Origin of the sequence: Litchfieldia alkalitelluris, assembly GCF_002153425.1 — a bacterium.
In the GTDB taxonomy this organism is placed as follows: Bacteria; Bacillota; Bacilli; order Bacillales; family Salisediminibacteriaceae; genus Evansella; species Evansella alkalicola.
Genome location: NZ_KZ119600.1, coordinates 596,455 through 614,666 on the forward strand (window position 1 = coordinate 596,455; position 18,212 = coordinate 614,666).

Annotated in this window: 15 protein-coding genes; 9 read left to right on the plus strand and 6 right to left on the minus strand. The window is 38.2% G+C overall.

What is annotated here, in order from left to right:
• Window positions 1-215 precede the first annotated feature (215 nt).
• Together BW724_RS02865 and BW724_RS02870 are read left to right on the plus strand one after the other, a co-directional pair.
• On the plus strand, window positions 216-2,132 hold the full coding sequence (locus BW724_RS02865; protein ID WP_088073583.1) for an ABC-F family ATP-binding cassette domain-containing protein: 1,917 nt from the start codon (window positions 216-218) through the stop codon (window positions 2,130-2,132).
• Between the two features lie 368 nt (window positions 2,133-2,500).
• The gene (locus tag BW724_RS02870) at window positions 2,501-2,731 is read left to right on the plus strand and encodes a hypothetical protein (RefSeq protein WP_088073584.1); all 231 of its coding nucleotides are present in this window, start codon (window positions 2,501-2,503) and stop codon (window positions 2,729-2,731) included.
• 79 nt (window positions 2,732-2,810) lie between these two features.
• On the opposite strand, the gene ytvI is transcribed toward BW724_RS02870, so the two are convergent.
• Complete coding sequence (ytvI, locus tag BW724_RS02875; RefSeq protein WP_088073585.1) at window positions 2,811-3,932, minus strand: sporulation integral membrane protein YtvI; 1,122 nt, start codon at window positions 3,930-3,932, stop codon at window positions 2,811-2,813.
• A gap of 816 nt (window positions 3,933-4,748) precedes the next feature.
• Between ytvI and BW724_RS02885 the strand changes: the two genes are divergently transcribed.
• From BW724_RS02885 to pflA, 4 genes are all read left to right on the plus strand, one after another.
• Window positions 4,749-6,503 carry a 2-oxoacid:acceptor oxidoreductase subunit alpha gene (locus BW724_RS02885; RefSeq protein WP_088073587.1) on the plus strand — a complete coding sequence of 585 codons (1,755 nt, stop codon included), beginning with the start codon at window positions 4,749-4,751 and terminating at the stop codon, window positions 6,501-6,503.
• Window positions 6,491-7,336: a 2-oxoacid:ferredoxin oxidoreductase subunit beta gene (locus tag BW724_RS02890; protein ID WP_088073588.1), complete on the plus strand. Its 846-nt coding sequence runs from the start codon at window positions 6,491-6,493 to the stop codon at window positions 7,334-7,336. The genes BW724_RS02885 and BW724_RS02890 overlap by 13 nt, the downstream gene beginning before the upstream one ends.
• 379 nt (window positions 7,337-7,715) lie before the next feature.
• Window positions 7,716-9,956, plus strand: a complete 2,241-nt coding sequence (pflB, locus tag BW724_RS02895) for a formate C-acetyltransferase (RefSeq protein ID WP_088073589.1) — start codon at window positions 7,716-7,718, stop codon at window positions 9,954-9,956.
• A 565-nt stretch (window positions 9,957-10,521) separates the two neighbouring features.
• On the plus strand, window positions 10,522-11,250 hold the full coding sequence (pflA, locus tag BW724_RS02900) for a pyruvate formate-lyase-activating protein (RefSeq protein ID WP_088073590.1): 729 nt from the start codon (window positions 10,522-10,524) through the stop codon (window positions 11,248-11,250).
• Between the two features lie 137 nt (window positions 11,251-11,387).
• Here the strand turns inward: pflA and BW724_RS02905 are convergent, their stop codons facing one another.
• Window positions 11,388-12,182: a GNAT family N-acetyltransferase gene (locus tag BW724_RS02905; protein ID WP_088073591.1), complete on the minus strand. Its 795-nt coding sequence runs from the start codon at window positions 12,180-12,182 to the stop codon at window positions 11,388-11,390.
• A gap of 212 nt (window positions 12,183-12,394) precedes the next feature.
• Here BW724_RS02905 and BW724_RS02910 point away from each other — a divergent pair, with 212 nt between their 5' ends.
• Complete coding sequence (locus BW724_RS02910) at window positions 12,395-12,838, plus strand: GNAT family N-acetyltransferase (protein WP_088073592.1); 444 nt, start codon at window positions 12,395-12,397, stop codon at window positions 12,836-12,838.
• Here BW724_RS02910 and BW724_RS02915 read toward each other — a convergent pair whose 3' ends face one another.
• Window positions 12,839-13,333: a L,D-transpeptidase family protein gene (locus BW724_RS02915; protein ID WP_088077637.1), complete on the minus strand. Its 495-nt coding sequence runs from the start codon at window positions 13,331-13,333 to the stop codon at window positions 12,839-12,841.
• Window positions 13,334-13,503: 170 nt separating this feature from the next.
• On the minus strand, window positions 13,504-14,511 hold the full coding sequence (mreBH, locus tag BW724_RS02920; RefSeq protein WP_088073593.1) for a rod-share determining protein MreBH: 1,008 nt from the start codon (window positions 14,509-14,511) through the stop codon (window positions 13,504-13,506).
• Between the two features lie 375 nt (window positions 14,512-14,886).
• Here mreBH and BW724_RS02925 point away from each other — a divergent pair, with 375 nt between their 5' ends.
• Window positions 14,887-15,540: an MOSC domain-containing protein gene (locus BW724_RS02925; RefSeq protein WP_235848879.1), complete on the plus strand. Its 654-nt coding sequence runs from the start codon at window positions 14,887-14,889 to the stop codon at window positions 15,538-15,540.
• 335 nt (window positions 15,541-15,875) lie between these two features.
• Here the strand turns inward: BW724_RS02925 and BW724_RS02930 are convergent, their stop codons facing one another.
• Both BW724_RS02930 and BW724_RS02935 read right to left on the minus strand, forming a co-directional pair.
• Window positions 15,876-16,874 (minus strand): sodium-dependent bicarbonate transport family permease, encoded by a 999-nt coding sequence (locus tag BW724_RS02930; RefSeq protein ID WP_088073594.1) that lies wholly within the window; start codon window positions 16,872-16,874, stop codon window positions 15,876-15,878.
• 341 nt (window positions 16,875-17,215) lie between these two features.
• A complete protein-coding gene (locus BW724_RS02935) occupies window positions 17,216-17,566 on the minus strand; it encodes a hypothetical protein (protein ID WP_088073595.1) in 351 nt (116 codons plus the stop codon).
• Between the two features lie 154 nt (window positions 17,567-17,720).
• Between BW724_RS02935 and BW724_RS02940 the strand changes: the two genes are divergently transcribed.
• The gene (locus tag BW724_RS02940; RefSeq protein ID WP_088073596.1) at window positions 17,721-18,083 is read left to right on the plus strand and encodes a protein YmzB; all 363 of its coding nucleotides are present in this window, start codon (window positions 17,721-17,723) and stop codon (window positions 18,081-18,083) included.
• The last annotated feature ends 129 nt before the right edge of the window (window positions 18,084-18,212 follow it).

Below are 18,212 nucleotides of genomic sequence, written 5' to 3' on the forward strand. Positions count from 1 at the left end.
ATTATTTAATTTTAAGCTATTTTAAGATAGAAAACGAGAAAAACGAGATATCTCTTAACATTTTATTGATACCTCTTATTTTATACGTATCATAAGGAAATAAGTTTCAGTAACGCAACTAGACTTCCTTGCTGGAGATTGAAACCTCTGTGACTGTTCTAGTATGCATTTTTTAGGTACAATAGGCAAAGACAAGTAATGAAGGATGATGAATGGTGAGTATTTTACGAGTAGAAAATTTGCATAAAACATACGGTGATAAGGAATTGTTCAATCACATTGCCTTTAATATTGAAGCAAACGACCGAATTGGTTTAATCGGAGTGAATGGTACTGGTAAGTCAACACTCCTCAAAGTGCTTGCGGAAATCGAGGGAAGAGAAACTGGTGACATCATACATGCCAATGACTTTCAAGTGGAGTATTTACCACAAGAGCCAGAGCTGAAGGAAGAATTAACTGTCCTTGACCAAGTTTATTTCGGGGAAGCTTTGGTTATGAAGGTCATGCGTGAATACGAATCTACCTTAATTGAATTGGAGAAAGATCCTTTGAATGAGGCTAAACAGAAGCGTTTAGGGACCATGCAGCAGCGAATGGATGAAGCGGAAGCATGGGAAGCGAACACGATGGCTAAAACTATCTTAACGAAGCTCGGTATTAGTGATTTTACTAAGCAAGTAAAGCATCTTTCCGGAGGTCAGAAGAAACGGGTTGCCATCGCAAAAGCTTTAATTCAGCCAGTAGATCTTTTATTACTAGATGAGCCGACGAATCACTTAGATAATGAAACGATCGAATGGTTAGAAGTGTTTCTGTCACAATATCGCGGTGCCTTAATGCTAGTTACCCATGACCGATACTTCTTAAATCGCGTAACGAATAAAATTTTTGAACTAGATCAGGGTGAAATCTATCAGTACGAAGGAAACTATGAGCTTTTTCTAGAAAAAAAAGCGGAAAGGGAAGAGGTAGAAGGTCAAAGAGAAACGAAGCGGCAAAATTTACTTCGTAGGGAAATTGCCTGGTTAAAGCGGGGAGCGAAAGCACGTACGACAAAGCAAAAGGCGAGGATTCACCGAGTAGAGGCTTTGAAGGACGAAAAGGCTCCAGTAGAAAAAGGGGAAGTAGATTTTTCCATCGGATCTACAAGACTTGGGAAAAAAGTCATTGAGTTGAAAGAAGTAGGTAAGTCATTTGAAGACTTGAGGCTCTTTCACGATCTTAGTTATCTTGTTGTACCTGGGGAAAGGTTAGGGATAATCGGTCCAAATGGTACAGGTAAATCAACGTTACTTAATGTGATTGCTGGACGAATAAAACCTGATTCCGGGGAAGTAGAAGTTGGGGAGACGGTAAAAATCGGCTACTATACTCAGGGACATGAGGAAATGGACGAATCACAGCGTGTGATTGAATTTATTAAAGATGTTGCTGAAGTAGTCCATACAACCGATGGTCAAGTGATTACTGCGGAACAAATGTTGGAACGCTTTTTGTTTCCGCGAGGTGCGCAATGGACATACATTAATCGATTGTCTGGAGGAGAACGGAGACGTTTGTATTTGCTGAAAATACTGATGGGGGAACCGAATGTTCTTTTCCTTGATGAGCCAACGAATGATTTAGATACTCAAACTTTGTCTGTACTAGAAGATTATTTAGATCAGTTTCCAGGCGTAGTCATCACAGTTTCCCATGATCGTTACTTCTTGGATCGTGTTGTGGATAAATTATTAGTTTTTGAAGGCCAAGGAAGAGTGTCAAGATATCAAGGGGCGTACAGTGACTGGTTGGAAGAAAACAAAAAGGAGGCTGCAAAAGGTAGTCATAAGCAAGGTGTTACAGAAACTGGAAAATCTTCTTCCTCTGCGTCACAAAAGAAGAAGCCAAAAAAGTTATCTTATCGTGATCAACAGGATTGGGACCAAATTGAAGATAGAATTGCTTCCCTTGAAGAGAAGAAGGAGCAGCTAGAGACTGAGATTCACGATGCAGGTAGTGACTTAGATAAAATTCGTGCTCTATACGAGGAGCAAAATAAAGTTAACGAAGAATTGGAACAGGCCATGGAACGTTGGGAAGAATTATCCTTGTTAGTAGAGGAAATGGAGTCAGCTAAAAAGGAATAGACACAAAATTGTACGGGACCTGGTCCGTGACAATTTTGTGAATTCTGTGGTTTAAGGATTATAATTCACGAGTTTGGGTACTTGAATATTGATGGTATTTTATATTTGTTCTGTTAAAGGGGAGGTTAATGTTTTACCCTTTCGATTTTTTGTGAAAGGTGCGAGACTCCTGCGGGATCAAAGGCAGGGGTAAGACCCCGCAGATGCAAAGCATCGAGGAGGCTTACCAGCCACCCGCGGCAAAGAAGACACTGCGAAAGTTGAGCAGATGTCGCACTTGTACCTTGCGTGAAAGCGAGTACCTGTAACAAAAAATCAATTTCTAAGTTTAACAGACCCATTACTTTAAGAAGAAGGGGGATGCATCAATGATGGTAACTAAACGAGAAGTCCTTGACCTTGTTGATGACCTTTCTGCTGAAGAACTCCAAATCGTTTATACATTCATAAATGAGTACCGGGCAGCGGAAGGGAATGAAGACGACTCTCAAAAGGAATCTTGCAAAATTCAGAACAATAAACAACATGAAGACCCCAATATTCTAACTTTTTATATTCCGCCACACAGTAATCCATTTAGGAGAAGGCGACGTAGATAAACGCAAATTTTGCGATAAATACTATTTTAAATAATCACATCTAAGTAAAAAACCCTTGAAGTGCTCTAAGAAAGAGCGATCAAGGGTTTTTCCATCCTAACCGTATAAATGTCCAAAAGGAGGCAATGACGCCAATATCTTTTAGGATAACGAAAATGACGAGGAGGAAGGGTCCAATAAATACGCCAACCACTCCAAAAATTTGGAAGCCTATAAAAAGTGCCATGAGCACGGCTAATGTATTTAAATTCATACTCGTTGATAAAATCTTTGGTTCAATGGACTGTCGGATAAAGACAGTTACGCCATATACGATGGCAATACCAATTCCTAATTTAATGTTGCCAGTAATAAATAAATAGATGAACCAAGGGATTAATATTGTTCCCGAACCCAGATAAGGAAGGATCTCTGCTACACCTACGATTATTGCGATGGTATAAGCCTGTTCGATTTGTAAAATTAAAAGTCCAATTAATACAATTATCGAAGCAACACCCATTAGGATAATTTGAGCCCTTAAAAAGCCAAATACTCGTTTACGAAACATCTTACGAAATTCTCTACCCTTTTTTATCACAACGGCAGGGAGAGCATTGATTGTATGTTTCCAAATGTTATCCCAGTCTTTTCCGATAAAGTAAAAAGCGATGAAAATAAACAAAAATGCAATAAGGAATGTAGGTACTGCCATAATTAAATGGGTCAAGCCATCTGCAATTTTGTGCCCCATCTCTGCAATAATAGATGCAAGTTGTGATCCAAGTTGGGTAATACCCTCTTGAAGGGTACCTTGCTGCTCTGGTGAAAGATCATCGACAAACCCTGTGACCTTTTGCCATTGAGGCAATATTTGTTGATTGAACAATGTCTGAATTTGGACAGATGCTTGTTCAATCCAAACAGGAACATTATTAGATATTCTCCTTACTCCAAAGATAATGAGGAAGGTAATCCCTGTAAAAAAAGCAACGATTGTACTTAATCCAATTAATAATGTAATTAATACAGCAATGCCATTTGGGAATTTAAGTCGTTCACGCATCCACTTAATAAATGGAATGAAAATCCAGACTAGGGCAAAAGCAATCCAAAACGGATAGGAAACCTTAAAAATCCAAGTTACCGTCCACACTGCTGCGAAAAAAAATAAAATTATTATGATAAACCTGGCAACCATCCAGCCTTGGGATTTAGTCATGCTTGCCCTCCTTAAAATGTACATGTCTACTAGAGTAATTTCTTCCTCTATCATAGCAGAAAATACCATTTTAGAAAATTGTAACTGTCGCTAAAATTGTAGTCAAGAGAGGGAGCTTATGACCATTAAAAATATATCAACTTTTTGAAGATTAGATGCTGAGATACATATAACAAGTTCTAAAAACTATATTTGTCTTAACTACTTTGAAGATAGCAATCTTGACAGTTCCAATTGCTTAAACTTGAAAACTGTCCTTGAACACCTCTTCCTTGGACAGTTCCACTTGCTAAAATCGGAAAACTGTCCTTCAACCGAGCTTCCTTGGACAGTTTCACTTGCGAAAATCGGAAACCTGTCCATGAACTGCTCTTGCCTGGATAACTGGACAGTTCCACTTGCGAAAAGCAGAAACCTGTCCATGAACCGCTCTTCCATAGACAGTTTCACATGTGAAAACTAGAAAACTGTCCATGAACCTAGTAGAAAACAAAATACGATGAGACACACCAGGAGCCAGAGGAAAGGGAATAGACTGAAGCGAGCACCAACTCAACTGTCCAAGAAGTAGCTATTCCTTCATGAAATTCACTTAAAATAGCAGTAGGTCATAGGAGTAAATAAAAGTTTATTGTTTTCGAATAGCTCAATTAATAGTATAATATACTAAATATTATAATTTTTCTGACTTAACTGTGTTTTTGAATAAATTACTATATAGATGTTAGTTATGCTGAGAAGGAGGTGTCAATGTCTATCGAACCACTATCAATCAGAGAGCGATGAAGTAATTATTCTTTTTAAGGGGGGACTAACATGCGTAATACAATTGAATGGATGGTTGGTGGTCAACAAGGAGAAGGGGTTGACTCCACTGGTGAACTTTTTGCAAAGACTTTAGTTCGTTATGGATACTCTGTTTCCACTTATAAGCAATTCATGTCCCGTATTAAAGGTGGACATACAAACTATAAGATCAAAGCCACGGATGAGCGGAACTATTATTCAGGAGATGGCATTGATATTTTACTATGTTTAGATAAGGAAACGCTTACAAATCATGAAGACGTTTTAAATGCTAATGCTGTTGTTATCCAAGAAGGGAAAGAAACAAAGGTAGAAACAGAAAACACTCCTGAAGGTAAACCGTTTACTGTTTTCACCGTTCCGTTAAAGAAGATTGCAAAAGACTTAGGTAACCCGATGGCAAAAAACATGATAGCCCTAGGAATCAGTGCATCCCTAGTCAAACTACCTATCGATATTCTTCACAGTTTTATTGAGGAGATTTTTGCGAAAAAGGGAGAAGAGGTTATTTCTTCAAATAAGCAGGCAGTACTTAAAGGATTTGAGTTGACGAATGAGCATATATCCAATCAAATTAATGAGTTGAAAACACCTTCGGAAAAAGATCATCTATTTATATCTGGTAATGAAGCAACAGCCTTTGGAAGCTTGATGGCAGGATGTCGTTTTTTAAGTGCCTATCCTATCACACCAGCAAGTGAAATAATGGAGTGGCTCTCACAAGAACTCCCTAAAGTTGGTGGAACTGTCATGCAGGTTGAGGATGAGATAGCTGGAATCTGCTTTGCCGTAGGTGCAAGTTACAGTGGTGTTAGGGCGATGACTTCTACATCAGGACCTGGCCTAAGCTTAAAAACAGAGGCACTTGGTATGGCTGGAATCAGTGAAGTACCAATTGTTATTGTGAACTCTCAAAGGGGTGGTCCATCCACTGGTCTGCCGACGAAACACGAACAAAGTGATATTCAACATATGATTTACGGAACACATGGAGAGATTCCTAGAATTGTTCTATCTCCTGCAACGATAGAAGATGCCTTCTATATGGCAGCGGAGAGTTTTAATCTAGCAGAGGTCTATCAATGTCCTGTGCTAGTGGCACTAGATTTAGGTTTATCAATGAACAAGATGACAGTACCTTCTTTTGATACAAAACGTGTGAAGATAAACAGAGGTAAGCTTTTAACACAAGAAGAAGTAAAGGAGTTTGATGAAACCCACTTTAAACGTTATCGCCTAACGGATGATGGTATCTCACCACGCCCTCTTCCTGGAATGGAGCATGGCGTGCATACAACTAGCTCCAATGAACATGATGAAAGTGGCTATATTTCTGAGGATCCGGAAAATAGAATCAACATGATGAAGAAGCGTCTGGAAAAAGTTCGTCATGCGATGGTACAAGAGCCTTTTAAGGTGTCGGGGGATATGGACACATCTGATATTTTGTTTGTAGGTATGGGTTCAACGTACGGAATGATCCAAGAATCTATCAAACAATTAAATGAAGAGGGGGTAGTGAATGCATCACACATACACCTTCAACAGTTATATCCATTACCTATCGATGAATTAGATCCGTTGCTTCAAGGAAAAAGAATTGTAACAGTAGAGAACAATTATAATGGACAGCTGTTACAGTTGTTGAAACAGTATGCTCCTATTCATGATAGAGCAAGTTCCATTACACAGTATGATGGGAATCCATTCACTGTCAAATCCATAGTGAAGCAAGTAAAGGAGTTGATTTCATGGCAACATTAAAAGATTTAAGAGGAGATCAGCCAACTTGGTGCCCAGGTTGTGGACACTTTAGTATTATGGCAGGAATACAAAAGTCAATTATTCAATTGGGATATGAGCCACATGACTTTGCCATTATATCTGGAATAGGGTGTTCCGGGAAAGTTTCAGAGTATGTTCGCACAAATGGTTTCCATACCATTCACGGAAGAAGTGTCCCAGTAGCGCAAGGAGTAAAAATGGGAAATCCTGATTTGAAGGTTATTGCTTCAGGTGGAGATGGAGATGGTTACGGAATCGGATTAGGTCACTTTGTTCATGCTGCCCGCCGTAATATAGATATGTCCTATATTGTTATGGATAACAACATCTACGGATTAACGAAGGGGCAAACTTCTCCAAGGAGTGAACATGGTTTTGTGACTAAGACGACGAAGGGTGGGAACAAAGAGTATCCCGTGGATCCTGTATCAACTTCTATCGCTAACGGTGCGACGTTTGTGGCACAGGCATTTGCAGGGGACATCAAGCAAATGACTGAAATTATTGAAAAAGCGATTGAACATAAAGGGTTTAGTCATGTTAATATATATAGTCCATGTGTTACATTCAATAAGATAAACACATATGAGTTTTATAAGGAGAGATTGACGAAATTCGACGAACCTTTCGATACACGGGAGGAAGCACTCTCTGCTGTTCGGGCCCATGATGGACTAGTAACAGGAATTTTATATAACGAGAAAAGAGACGATTATCAAGAGAAATTAGGCATTGATTTTGACATGCAATCATGTGTTTCAGGAGACATGGATGAGGAGCTGTTTCATAAATTCAAAAAACAGTTTCAATAGTAAAATAAATATTTCGAACCCCTTCTTCCGTGGTGGAGAAGGGGTTTTTAGCATGCTAAAGCGTTATTTGTGAATTGATAAACTTTTTCTATAAAACTGTTTTACTCATTTTTTCACACTGTATCACAATTCATAAAGGTGTCACAAATATGTGTTGTTTTGAACAAATCTGTATCTTATACTTAAGTTAGTATTAAGTGTGAATAGATTCACATAGACATTCTCATTAAAATAATTTTGTTCATAATTTGGACAGAAATTGGTCATAATCTAGCTACAGTATTGCTGAAGCATTTATGAGATAATGAGACCTATTAACAAGTTAATAACATTATTAAATATATAAATAGAGTTTAACTAAGAAAGCGGAGGGGTTAAAATGGAAAAAGTTTTATCTAATCCTTGGGAGCAATTTGCAAAAGGTAAGTGGGAAGAAGAAATTAATGTACGTGATTTCATTCAGTTAAATTATAAGCCATACGAAGGAAATGAAAGCTTTCTTGCAGACGCAACAGAAGCTACGAAAGAATTATGGGAACAAGTCTTGAAGCTATCGAAGGAAGAGCGTGAGCGAGGCGGAGTTTATGATTTAGATACAGAAATCGTTTCTACAATCACTTCTCACGGTGCTGGCTACTTAAATAAAGACAAAGAAAAAGTTGTAGGTGTACAAACGGACGTACCTTTCAAGCGTTCTATGCAGCCTTACGGAGGAATTCGTATGGCGAAGGGTGCACTCGAGTCTTACGGATATGAGCTTGACAAAAATGTAGAGAAAATCTTCACTGACTACCGTAAAACACACAACCAAGGTGTTTTCGATGCCTATACACCTGAGATGATGCTAGCGAGAAAAGTAGGAATTATCACTGGTCTTCCTGATGCCTATGGAAGAGGCCGTATCATAGGTGACTACCGTCGTGTAGCTCTATATGGTATTGATAAATTAATGGAATCAAAAAGAGCGGAGTGGGATTCCCTCACTGGTGCTATGACAGAAGATAAAATTCGTTTGCGTGAAGAGATCACTGAACAGTATCGTGCATTAGGAGAATTGAAAGAACTAGGTTCTATTTACGGATTTGATATTTCGAAGCCAGCTACTAATGCTAAGGAAGCATTCCAATGGTTATACCTAGGGTACCTTGCTGCGATTAAAGAGCAAAACGGTGCTGCAATGAGTTTAGGAAGAGTATCTACATTCCTTGATATTTATATCGAGAGAGACATAGAAAATGGCGTTTTAACAGAAGTAGAGGCACAAGAGCTTGTAGATCACTTTGTTATGAAGCTACGTCTAGTGAAATTTGCCCGTACTCCAGATTACAATCAGTTATTTAGTGGAGATCCAACGTGGGTAACAGAATCAATCGGTGGTGTAGGCCTTGATGGACGTCCTTTAGTGACTAAGAACTCTTTCCGATTCTTACACACATTGAAAAACTTAGGTCCTGCTCCTGAACCAAACTTAACTGTTCTATGGTCACCTGAATTACCAGAAGCATTTAAAAACTACTGCTCTAAAATGTCTATTGAAACTAGTTCTGTACAGTATGAAAATGATGATATTATGCGTCCGGAATATGGTGATGACTACGGAATCGCATGCTGTGTATCAGCAATGACTATCGGTAAGCAAATGCAGTTCTTTGGAGCGCGTGCCAACCTTGCAAAAGCATTATTGTACGCAATTAACGGTGGCGTAGATGAATTAGGGAAGAAGCAAGTAGCACCTGGCGTAGAACCAATTACTTCTGAGTACCTTGATTATGATGAAGTTGTTAAAAACTTTGATATTGTAATGGAATGGTTAGCAGAGCTATATATCAATACGTTAAACATTATCCACTACATGCACGATAAATACAGCTATGAAAGAATTGAAATGGCACTACATGATAAAGAAATTCGCCGTACAATGGCAACAGGTATAGCAGGACTTTCTGTTGCAGCTGACTCTTTAAGTGCAATGAAGTATTCAAAAGTAAAAGTAATTCGTGATGAAGATGGTCTAGCTGTTGACTATGAAATTGAGGGGGATTACCCACAATTCGGTAACGACGATGACCGCGTAGATGCAATTGCAGAAGAGTTAGTCGTTAAGTTCTCTAAAATGCTTAAAAAGCATCAAACGTACCGTAACTCTGAAACAACAATGTCTATCCTTACTATTACATCTAACGTTGTGTATGGTAAGAAGACTGGTAATACACCAGATGGAAGAAAAGCAGGTGAGCCATTTGCTCCAGGTGCGAATCCAATGCATGGAAGAGATAAAAAAGGTGCACTAGCTTCCCTAAACTCTGTTGCAAAAATGCCGTATGAGCACTCTTTAGATGGGATTTCCAACACGTTCTCCATCGTGCCAAAAGCATTAGGTAGAGAGTTAGTAGATCAAAAAAGTAACCTATCAGCAATTTTAGATGGATACATGGAAAAAGAAGGACATCACTTAAACATTAACGTGTTCGATCGTGAAACATTGTTAGATGCAATGGAGCGTCCAGAAGAGTATCCACAGCTAACAATTCGAGTATCAGGATATGCGGTTAACTTCATTAAATTAACTCGTGAACAGCAAATTGATGTAATCAACCGTACTTTCCACGAAAGCATGTAATATAAAATAGTTTTTCAGCAACAATAGTATTTAAAATATAAGCTCTGTTACAGGATAATGTTGATATTAACACTTTTGATTTTTTGTGGAAGGTATGCCTGTCTCTTCCTCTACGAGCAAATGCTTCGTAGTGTATCCGTCGAGACAACTCGCAGCATACTCGTGATGTTTATGCTCGTTCCTGCGGGATTAAAGGCAGGGGTAAGACCCCGCAGATGCAGGAGGCAGGACGCCGACATTACGCCGTTGCCCACAGGAAGTGGGCAAGTTCTTAGGCGGAATTTGGAGGAGGCTTACCAGCCGCCCGCGGCAAAGAAGACACTGCGAAGAATGAGCAGATGTCGCACTTGTACCTTGCGTGAAAGCGAGTACCTGTAACAAAAAATCAACATCTAAGTTTAACATAGCCAAAAATATAAGGGAGCTGTTCAGCTGCGGGAAATGGCCTGCTGGTAGGAAGCTCCCTTTCCTCTTTTGAGTTAACACTGTTGGTAACGTGGAAAGTTATTAAAGTGAGGGCGGATATTTAAGGTTGGATTGGTTTAAAAAGAAGGGGGTCATAGAGATGGAAGGTAGAATTCACTCTGTAGAAACATCAGGCATGGTAGATGGTCCTGGAATTCGATATGTCATATTTACGCAAGGGTGTTTATTACGCTGTCAATATTGTCATAATCCAGATACTTGGGATAGAGATAAAGGAGAGCTCACTTCAGTTAGCTCACTAGTTGAAGATATAAAGAAATACACCCCATATATGAAGTTCTCAAAAGGTGGAGTAACAGTAAGTGGTGGGGAACCGTTACTTCAACTAGACTTTTTAATTGCTTTATTTAAAGAATTAAAGAAGCTAGGCATTCATACAACAATTGATAGTTCAGGCGGTTGTTACTCCAATAATAGTGCTTTTCAGGAGAAGCTGAAGGAACTCTTTAAGTATACAGACTTATTTTTAGTAGACCTCAAGCATATTGATGATGCAAAACACCGAGTCCTTACTGGCGTATCCAATAAACACATTTTAGAGTTTGCGAAACAGTTATCTGACGCTGAAGTTCCAGTTTGGATCCGTCATGTATTAGTTCCTGGACATTCAGATGACGAACAGGATTTAGAGAAACTTTCATCTTTTATAAAAACATTGAACAATGTTGAAAAAATAGAGGTACTACCATATCACAAGATGGGTGTCTATAAGTGGGAGGAGCTAGGCCTCGCTTATCCGTTAGAAGGCGTGAATCCGCCGGCAGAAGAGTCAGTTGACCGCGCGAAGGAGATATTGGGAATACAATAATAAATCTTTCACAAATTAAATTGCTTTCACATGATGGAAGGGCATGGAGAGTTAGGAATCCATGCCCTTTTTTGGATAGATAATACACATTCTTAGGTTTTCCTTTCCTTCTTTCTCTTCAATCCTAGTTATAAAGGTTAGTAGGAATTCAATACCCATTTACCTATATCTTCAAAGCCTAATCGTTTATAAATAGTTCCGGCTTCTGGATTATCATAGAATAGGCATAGGTATTTTCCTTCCTTTAAAAGCTCTGAACATAACTGTATCAAACACGCACTTGCATAACCATTTTTCTTGTAACCATCAAGAGTGCAGACACCCATTACCATTGCAGACATACTGTTTTCTGCTGTTGTCATGGCAGTGGAAACGATTTTTTCACCATCTTCAATATAGTAGCAACGGGAAACTCCTGCCTCCATATTCTTAACTAAACCTTCTTCCCTGTCATCGTTCGCATCAAATTCAGGGATCTGTTTATAAAGCTCTACAATTCGAGGAGCATCCTTGACCGTAGCCTTCTTTATAGGAAGAGATGGAAGTGGAAGAGTTTGGATAGATTCGCATTTTGAATAATACATTTCCCTTTTTCTTTTAGGTTTTGCGGTCAAATGAGGGATCACTTCATTAACTGTAGAAGAAATACCTGAGACCATTTTGTTTGTCTGATTGTCTTGGTCGATTAATTTTGCCACGTTGATCGAATCAAAGTCACTTGAACTTGGAGCATAGATAATATAATTTTTACGATAGCGAAGGACTACTGCACGATATTGCCCATCCTCATCAAAGTCCCCCCATACTTCCTGAAAATCCTCTTCAAATCCAAATGCTTCTAAATCACCGTTGATAAAAAGATTTTCTGCAGGTTGTTCCTTTATGAAGGCCAAACATGCTTCCCTGTCTTTTTCCCTAAGTTTTCTAATCATATTAATTCCTCTCCTTACAAAACAAATGGTTTAGATGATTCTGACATTATTTATTTCCCATCATAACATTATTTTCCATTCTGTGTTGGGTTCTATTTGTTGTTTTACTCTGGCAGATTTATTTGATTTAGTTTAAATATTTTACTTTCCCTATCAAAACTGTGTAAAATCATTTAAATAAGAACAGCGATAGGGAAAGGGTGTGCAAGACATTGACTTGGGTGTTAAAGGATTTTCAAGAACTTGATACAGCAGAGTTGTACACGATATTAGCGGAGCGGGTAAATGTATTTATTGTGGAGCAAGAGTGTCCATACCCTGAAATAGATGGAAAGGACGATGAAGCATTTCACCTTTTTTATAAAAAAGATGGACAAATAGCAGCATACGCAAGACTTTTTCGAGCAGGGGATTACTATGAAGAAGCCTCCATTGGAAGAATTCTTGTGAAGGAAGACTATAGAAAGCAAACTCTGGGAAGAGAACTTGTGGATAAAGCGATCTCTGTTTTAAGAGATGAGTTTAACGAGACAAAAATAAAGATACAGGCTCAAAACTATTTGAGAGAGTTTTACAGTTCTTTTGGTTTTGAACCTGTCACAAAGGTGTATTTAGAGGACGATATTCCCCATGTGGATATGATCCTGGAGCTTTAATTAAGGAGAGATAACAACTGGTGTGCCAATTGGGACAACCTTAGATAACGCCAACACATCTGCGTTATACATTCTTATGCAGCCTTTTGATACATATTTACCAATGGAAGATGGATCATTTGTGCCATGAATCCCATAATGTTTTTTCGATAAACTCATCCACATATCTCCAAACGGGCCTCCAGGATTGGGGGCTTTATTTATGATGATGAAGCTTCCAACAGGTGTTTCATGCAGAATCCGCCCCACAGCAACTGGATAGACCTTCTGGACTTCTCCTTGGAAAAACAAAGTTAGTGTTCGGTCAGTAAGACTAACGTGAATGGAGTAGGGGATTGTTTCCACTGGTGGGAACCCAGGAATTGTGAGCCCTTGACCTGAAAAAATAAGATCAGGATCTATCCCTGGGTTTGCTGCAAGGAGTTGGTTCATTGGTGTGCGGTAATCCTCAGAAATCTGAAATAGTGTTTCACCAGGCTTTACAGTATGAATCATTGCCATCAACTCACTTCTTTCCAACATGATTAAGTGATATATTGTATTAATCAACGATGGCAATAGAGCAAGTCAGGGGTAAAAATAAATTTAAACGATCGTTTAAATAAAAGAAAAATCCCTGCCAAAAGCATACTATAAGATAAGTATCAGGCAGGGGGGAACAACAATTATTTAGCTTTCTTTTGCAATTTATGAAGGACACTTAAGGAACGCCCTGTCCCAATTGCAACGGCTTCTAATGGGTTTTCTGCAATCTGAACGGGTACTGCGATTTCATTACTTAACCATTCTTCCATGCCTTTCAATAATGCGCCACCGCCCGTTAAAGTCACTCCAAGATCAACTATATCACCGCTTAATTCAGGGGGGCAGTTTTCTAATGTATAGCGGACAGTATCTAAGATGGCGAGTAATGGGTCACGAATGGCGTCTTGGATTTCTATAGATCCTAAAGTAATTGTTTTAGGAAGACCAGTAACTAAATCTCGACCTCGAATTTCCATTGTTAATTCATCGTGGTCTACAAGTGCGAATCCAATTTCCATTTTAATATTTTCAGCTGTACGATAGCCAATTAACAAATTGTATTTTTTCCTAACATATTGAATGATGTCATCGTCAAGTTTGTCTCCACCGACTCGAATAGAATGAGCTGTAACGATACCACCAAATGATATGATTGCGACTTCTGTTGTTCCGCCACCGATATCGACAACAACGTTTGCCACTGGTTCTTCAACTGATAGATCAGCACCGATAGCAGCTGCAATTGTTTCTTCAATCAAATCAACTTGTTTTGCTCCAAACGCTTTAACAGCATCGTGAATTGCTCGGCGTTCAACGGAAGTAGAACCTGCTGGAATACAAACCATCACATTAGGCTTACCTAATGAAAAGCCAACTTGCTTAGAAACCTTCTTCATGATTTGTTTCAACATATCAATCGTTACTTGATAGTCGGCAATCACTCCACCTTTCAAGGGGCGAATTGCAATAATATTTTCTGGTGTCTTCCCTACCATATTTTTTGCTTCATTTCCGATGGCTAAAACTTCTTTAGTATTTGCATCAATGGCTACTACGGATGGTTCATTTAAAACAATTCCTTTATTTTTAGTATAAACAAGGATATTAGCTGTACCTAAATCAATACCTATTTGTGTTGTTGAAAACATAATAATTCCTCCACGTATCTTCAATTCTAGACATACTATAGTTCTCTTCCTTTTGTCATTTTATAGGGGTAAAAAAGTGAATTTGTTGGTTAGTATGAAAGTGACATCTTTTTTCATGAAGACTTAAGTATACATCTCTATGGTATTCTTCGCAAAACTTGAGAAATGTATGATTATCTTTCCCTATTTTTCAAAAGGATTTATATGTTTCTAAATATATTTTTCTGAAAATTCTATTATTTTGTGTGAATATGAGAGAATCGATTGCGCTTTTGTGTCGACAAAAGTAAGATAGGCTTATGAGATGATTCGAGAACCGAAAAAAAATGTATTTATGATTTCTACACCTCACCTTAAGGGATAAGGAGTGATACCATGGTCATGAAACGACTTAAAGCCAATATTATTTCTCTCAATGTTGGAACTACGCAAGAGCTTTCTGGCTTAGGTAAAACAATAAAATCAGCATTTAATAAAGAACCAGTAGACGGAGAGGTCTTTTTATCTGAGTACAATTTAGAAGGTGATGAACAAGCAGATAAAAGGAACCATGGAGGTAAGGATAAGGCAGTTTGTGTATATCCGTTCGATCACTATCCATTTTGGGAAGATGAATTGGGTAAAAAGCTTTATCCAGGATCATTCGGTGAAAACTTAACTGTAAAGGGTTTAGTGGAGAATGTTGTCCATTTAGGTGATGTTTTTAAATGGGGAGAATCCCTCGTTCAAGTGAGTCAACCGAGAATGCCTTGTCATAAGCTAGGAAAACGGCATGAGGAAGAAACATTGCAGCAAAGGGTTATAGAGACGGGATTTACAGGGTTTTACCTACGTGTTTTAAAGGAAGGTGCTGTATCTGAAACAAAGCCACTCCAATTTGTTAAGCGTTACTCCGATGTTTCCATTGCTTACGTGAATCAAGTTTTTTATCATGAAAGATATGATGAAGAAGCGTTAAATAAAATTATTAATGTAGAAGAACTTTCTGAAAGCTGGAGAGAAATGTTGAAAAAAGAAGTGAAATTATAAGAGAGTGCCTTAATTAAGAGTAAGCCGGATTTTTTACCTAAAATGCAGTCGGCCTATAACTGAAGTAACTTAATAATAAAACGAGAGACTGCCCCAATATGATTACTATTTCGGGACAGTCTTTTAAATTTGGCTCTGTTAAAGGATAATGTTTATATTTAACGATGTTGATTTTTGAGGAAGGTACGAGACTCCAGCGGGATTAAAGGCAGGGATAAGACCCCGCAGATGCAAAAAGCATCGAGGAGGCTTATCAGCCGCCCGCGGAAAGCGAGTACCTGTATCAAAAATCAACAATAAGGTTTAACATAGCCTTAAATTTAAATGCTATACCTTTACCAAATGCTGCTCACAGTTGTTGCAAACCAGTAAAACAAAGGTATGCCGATAATTAAATTAAATGGTAGAGTCAATCCGAGGGAAGACCCTAGATACAAACCTGAATTTGCTTTAGGCATGGCTTGTCCAATAGCTGCCGGTGCTGCAATATAAGAAGCACTTCCTGAAAGAACTCCTAAAATCATGGCTCCTCCAGTAGATAACCCTATTAAATTCCCTGTTATTACTCCTAAAGCTCCACCAATTAACGGTAATATGAATGCAAATAAAAATGATACAGGGCTAATATTTCTGATTTTTAACAAGCTTTGTGTGGCAATCATCCCCATATGTAATAAGAAGATACAAAGGATCCCATAAAACAGATCACCGAACAACGGTTGAATCATTGCTAGTCCATCAACATGGGCGACAAGACCAATAAAAATCCCACCGAGTAAGAGGAAAATACTCTTCCCGAAAAAAGCCTCTTTGATTACATGCTTAAGGTTCGCATTTGGATTAGTATCTTTTTCTCCATGGCTGCTAGCATAAAGCTTATAAAGAATAATGGCCAGTATAATTGCAGGACCTTCCATAATAACTAAAACTGCAGACATATAGGATTCATAGGGCATCCCTACCTTGTCCAAAAATGCTAAAGCAGCAATAAATGTAACAGCACTTACTGAACCATAATGAGCTGCTATAGCGAATGAATCCACAACTGGATATCTAAATACCTTAGATATCAACAAATGGGCAATAAAAAACATAAGTAAACTCAGAAAAATTGCAGCCCCAATCGTTGGTAGCATCTCCATGATGGATACATTCCTCAGTTCCACCCCACCCTTGATCCCAATTGTAAATAAGATAATCATTGTGTAACCAGAATAGAAAGCTGTTGGAACTTTCAAATCTGAATTGACTAAGACTGCGATAATACCGAGTAGAAAAAATAAAATCATTGGAGATAATAAATTCGCGTATGCAATTTCGATTATTTGTGTCATTCCAAAACCTCTCTTTTCATATGAGTTTGTAACTTAGTAATTCATAAGTGAATTTACTACTGTTACTCGTGTAAGAAATTTGCAAGAAACTTCCTATTAAAAAAGTAATTACTTCATTATAATCATATATGATAGATTTTTCAGTAAAAAAGCAATATTTTTTTGTTAATTTCATATGTAACCGTGAAAATAATAATCTTGTGTTGGCGTTCGTTACAGTCCATTCGCTTTCACTTAAGGTTATTATCACCCTCCCCATGGTGCACTTTCAATTGCATAGGTTCTTCCCTAGATAAGGTGAAATAAGAGGCGGTCTCAAGGGAGACAGCCTCTTATTCTTCTTACTGTATTTTTACTATTTCCACTGGTCCGTGGTCATCGCAGTGATCTCCATGAACATGGTGAAGGCGCCCGTTTACTAAATAATCCATATGATCTCCATGTGGAACCATTTCATGACCGCAATCTTCGTTATGATTACACTCACATGGAATTTCATTACAAGTATCAGGATTTTTCTCAGTTACTGGAATAACACATTCATCCCAATGCCCTTCGTGTTCATGGTGAAGGTGTCCATTATGAATATAGTCAATATGATCCCCATGTTTTATTTTTGTATGACCGCATGCTAAGCTATGCTCGTGTAGGTGATTATCATGAACATGATGGTTATCGTTTTGTTTACTCATATGGAATCCCCCTTCCTTCATTAATATCCCCTTTGAATTTTTATCTAAAGGTTAGAATAATATTTGTTAATTATTACAAAACGAATATGCCCAATCATGAAATCAGAAGGACTGGGGATAGTAACATTAAGATTATTTGTGGGAGGTTCCAATTATGGCACATTCAATATTTGAACTGACGGAGTGGTTAGAAAGTCAAAAGGGAAAAACACTATTAATTAATAAAGGTGAATTATTAACAGGCAAGAATAAAATATTCGATAATGATCAAATTAAATTATCTTTAACTGACATGTCTGTTAAAAATATAGAGCGACATGATGAAGATGGGTATTTAGCTGACCAAGAACTTATTTTATATGGTGACGGCACAATCATGAGCGATGAAGGGGAATTCGATTTACCACAGAGTGTGTATGAAATTCCGTTAGTAGGAAGTGTTCATATGGAACAAGAAAAAGGTGCTGTAAAGGTGGAGACGGAGAAGGCAGTATATACCATTAAAAACGTACATTAATTTATTTCCATTGCACTCCGTAATGATAGCTGCTGAATCATAACATCATTACGACTGTGGAATGAAATACCAGTCAATTAAGAGGTTGGGACTTAAAAAAAGTGTTTAACTGAAATTGCGAATTCGCAT

Bases quoted from the DNA above. Each gene is read 5' to 3' on its own strand.
- BW724_RS02870 (WP_088073584.1), top strand. From the start codon at position 2,501: ATGATGGTAACTAAACGAGAAGTCCTTGACCTTGTTGATGACCTTTCT.
- ytvI (WP_088073585.1), bottom strand. From the start codon at position 3,932: ATGACTAAATCCCAAGGCTGGATGGTTGCCAGGTTTATCATAATAATT.
- BW724_RS02885 (WP_088073587.1), top strand. From the start codon at position 4,749: ATGCGTAATACAATTGAATGGATGGTTGGTGGTCAACAAGGAGAAGGG.
- BW724_RS02890 (WP_088073588.1), top strand. From the start codon at position 6,491: ATGGCAACATTAAAAGATTTAAGAGGAGATCAGCCAACTTGGTGCCCA.
- pflB (WP_088073589.1), top strand. From the start codon at position 7,716: ATGGAAAAAGTTTTATCTAATCCTTGGGAGCAATTTGCAAAAGGTAAG.
- pflA (WP_088073590.1), top strand. From the start codon at position 10,522: ATGGAAGGTAGAATTCACTCTGTAGAAACATCAGGCATGGTAGATGGT.
- BW724_RS02905 (WP_088073591.1), bottom strand. From the start codon at position 12,182: ATGATTAGAAAACTTAGGGAAAAAGACAGGGAAGCATGTTTGGCCTTC.
- BW724_RS02915 (WP_088077637.1), bottom strand. From the start codon at position 13,333: ATGATTCATACTGTAAAGCCTGGTGAAACACTATTTCAGATTTCTGAG.
- mreBH (WP_088073593.1), bottom strand. From the start codon at position 14,511: ATGTTTTCAACAACACAAATAGGTATTGATTTAGGTACAGCTAATATC.
- BW724_RS02925 (WP_235848879.1), top strand. From the start codon at position 14,887: ATGGTCATGAAACGACTTAAAGCCAATATTATTTCTCTCAATGTTGGA.
- BW724_RS02930 (WP_088073594.1), bottom strand. From the start codon at position 16,874: ATGACACAAATAATCGAAATTGCATACGCGAATTTATTATCTCCAATG.
- BW724_RS02935 (WP_088073595.1), bottom strand. From the start codon at position 17,566: ATGAGTAAACAAAACGATAACCATCATGTTCATGATAATCACCTACAC.
- BW724_RS02940 (WP_088073596.1), top strand. From the start codon at position 17,721: ATGGCACATTCAATATTTGAACTGACGGAGTGGTTAGAAAGTCAAAAG.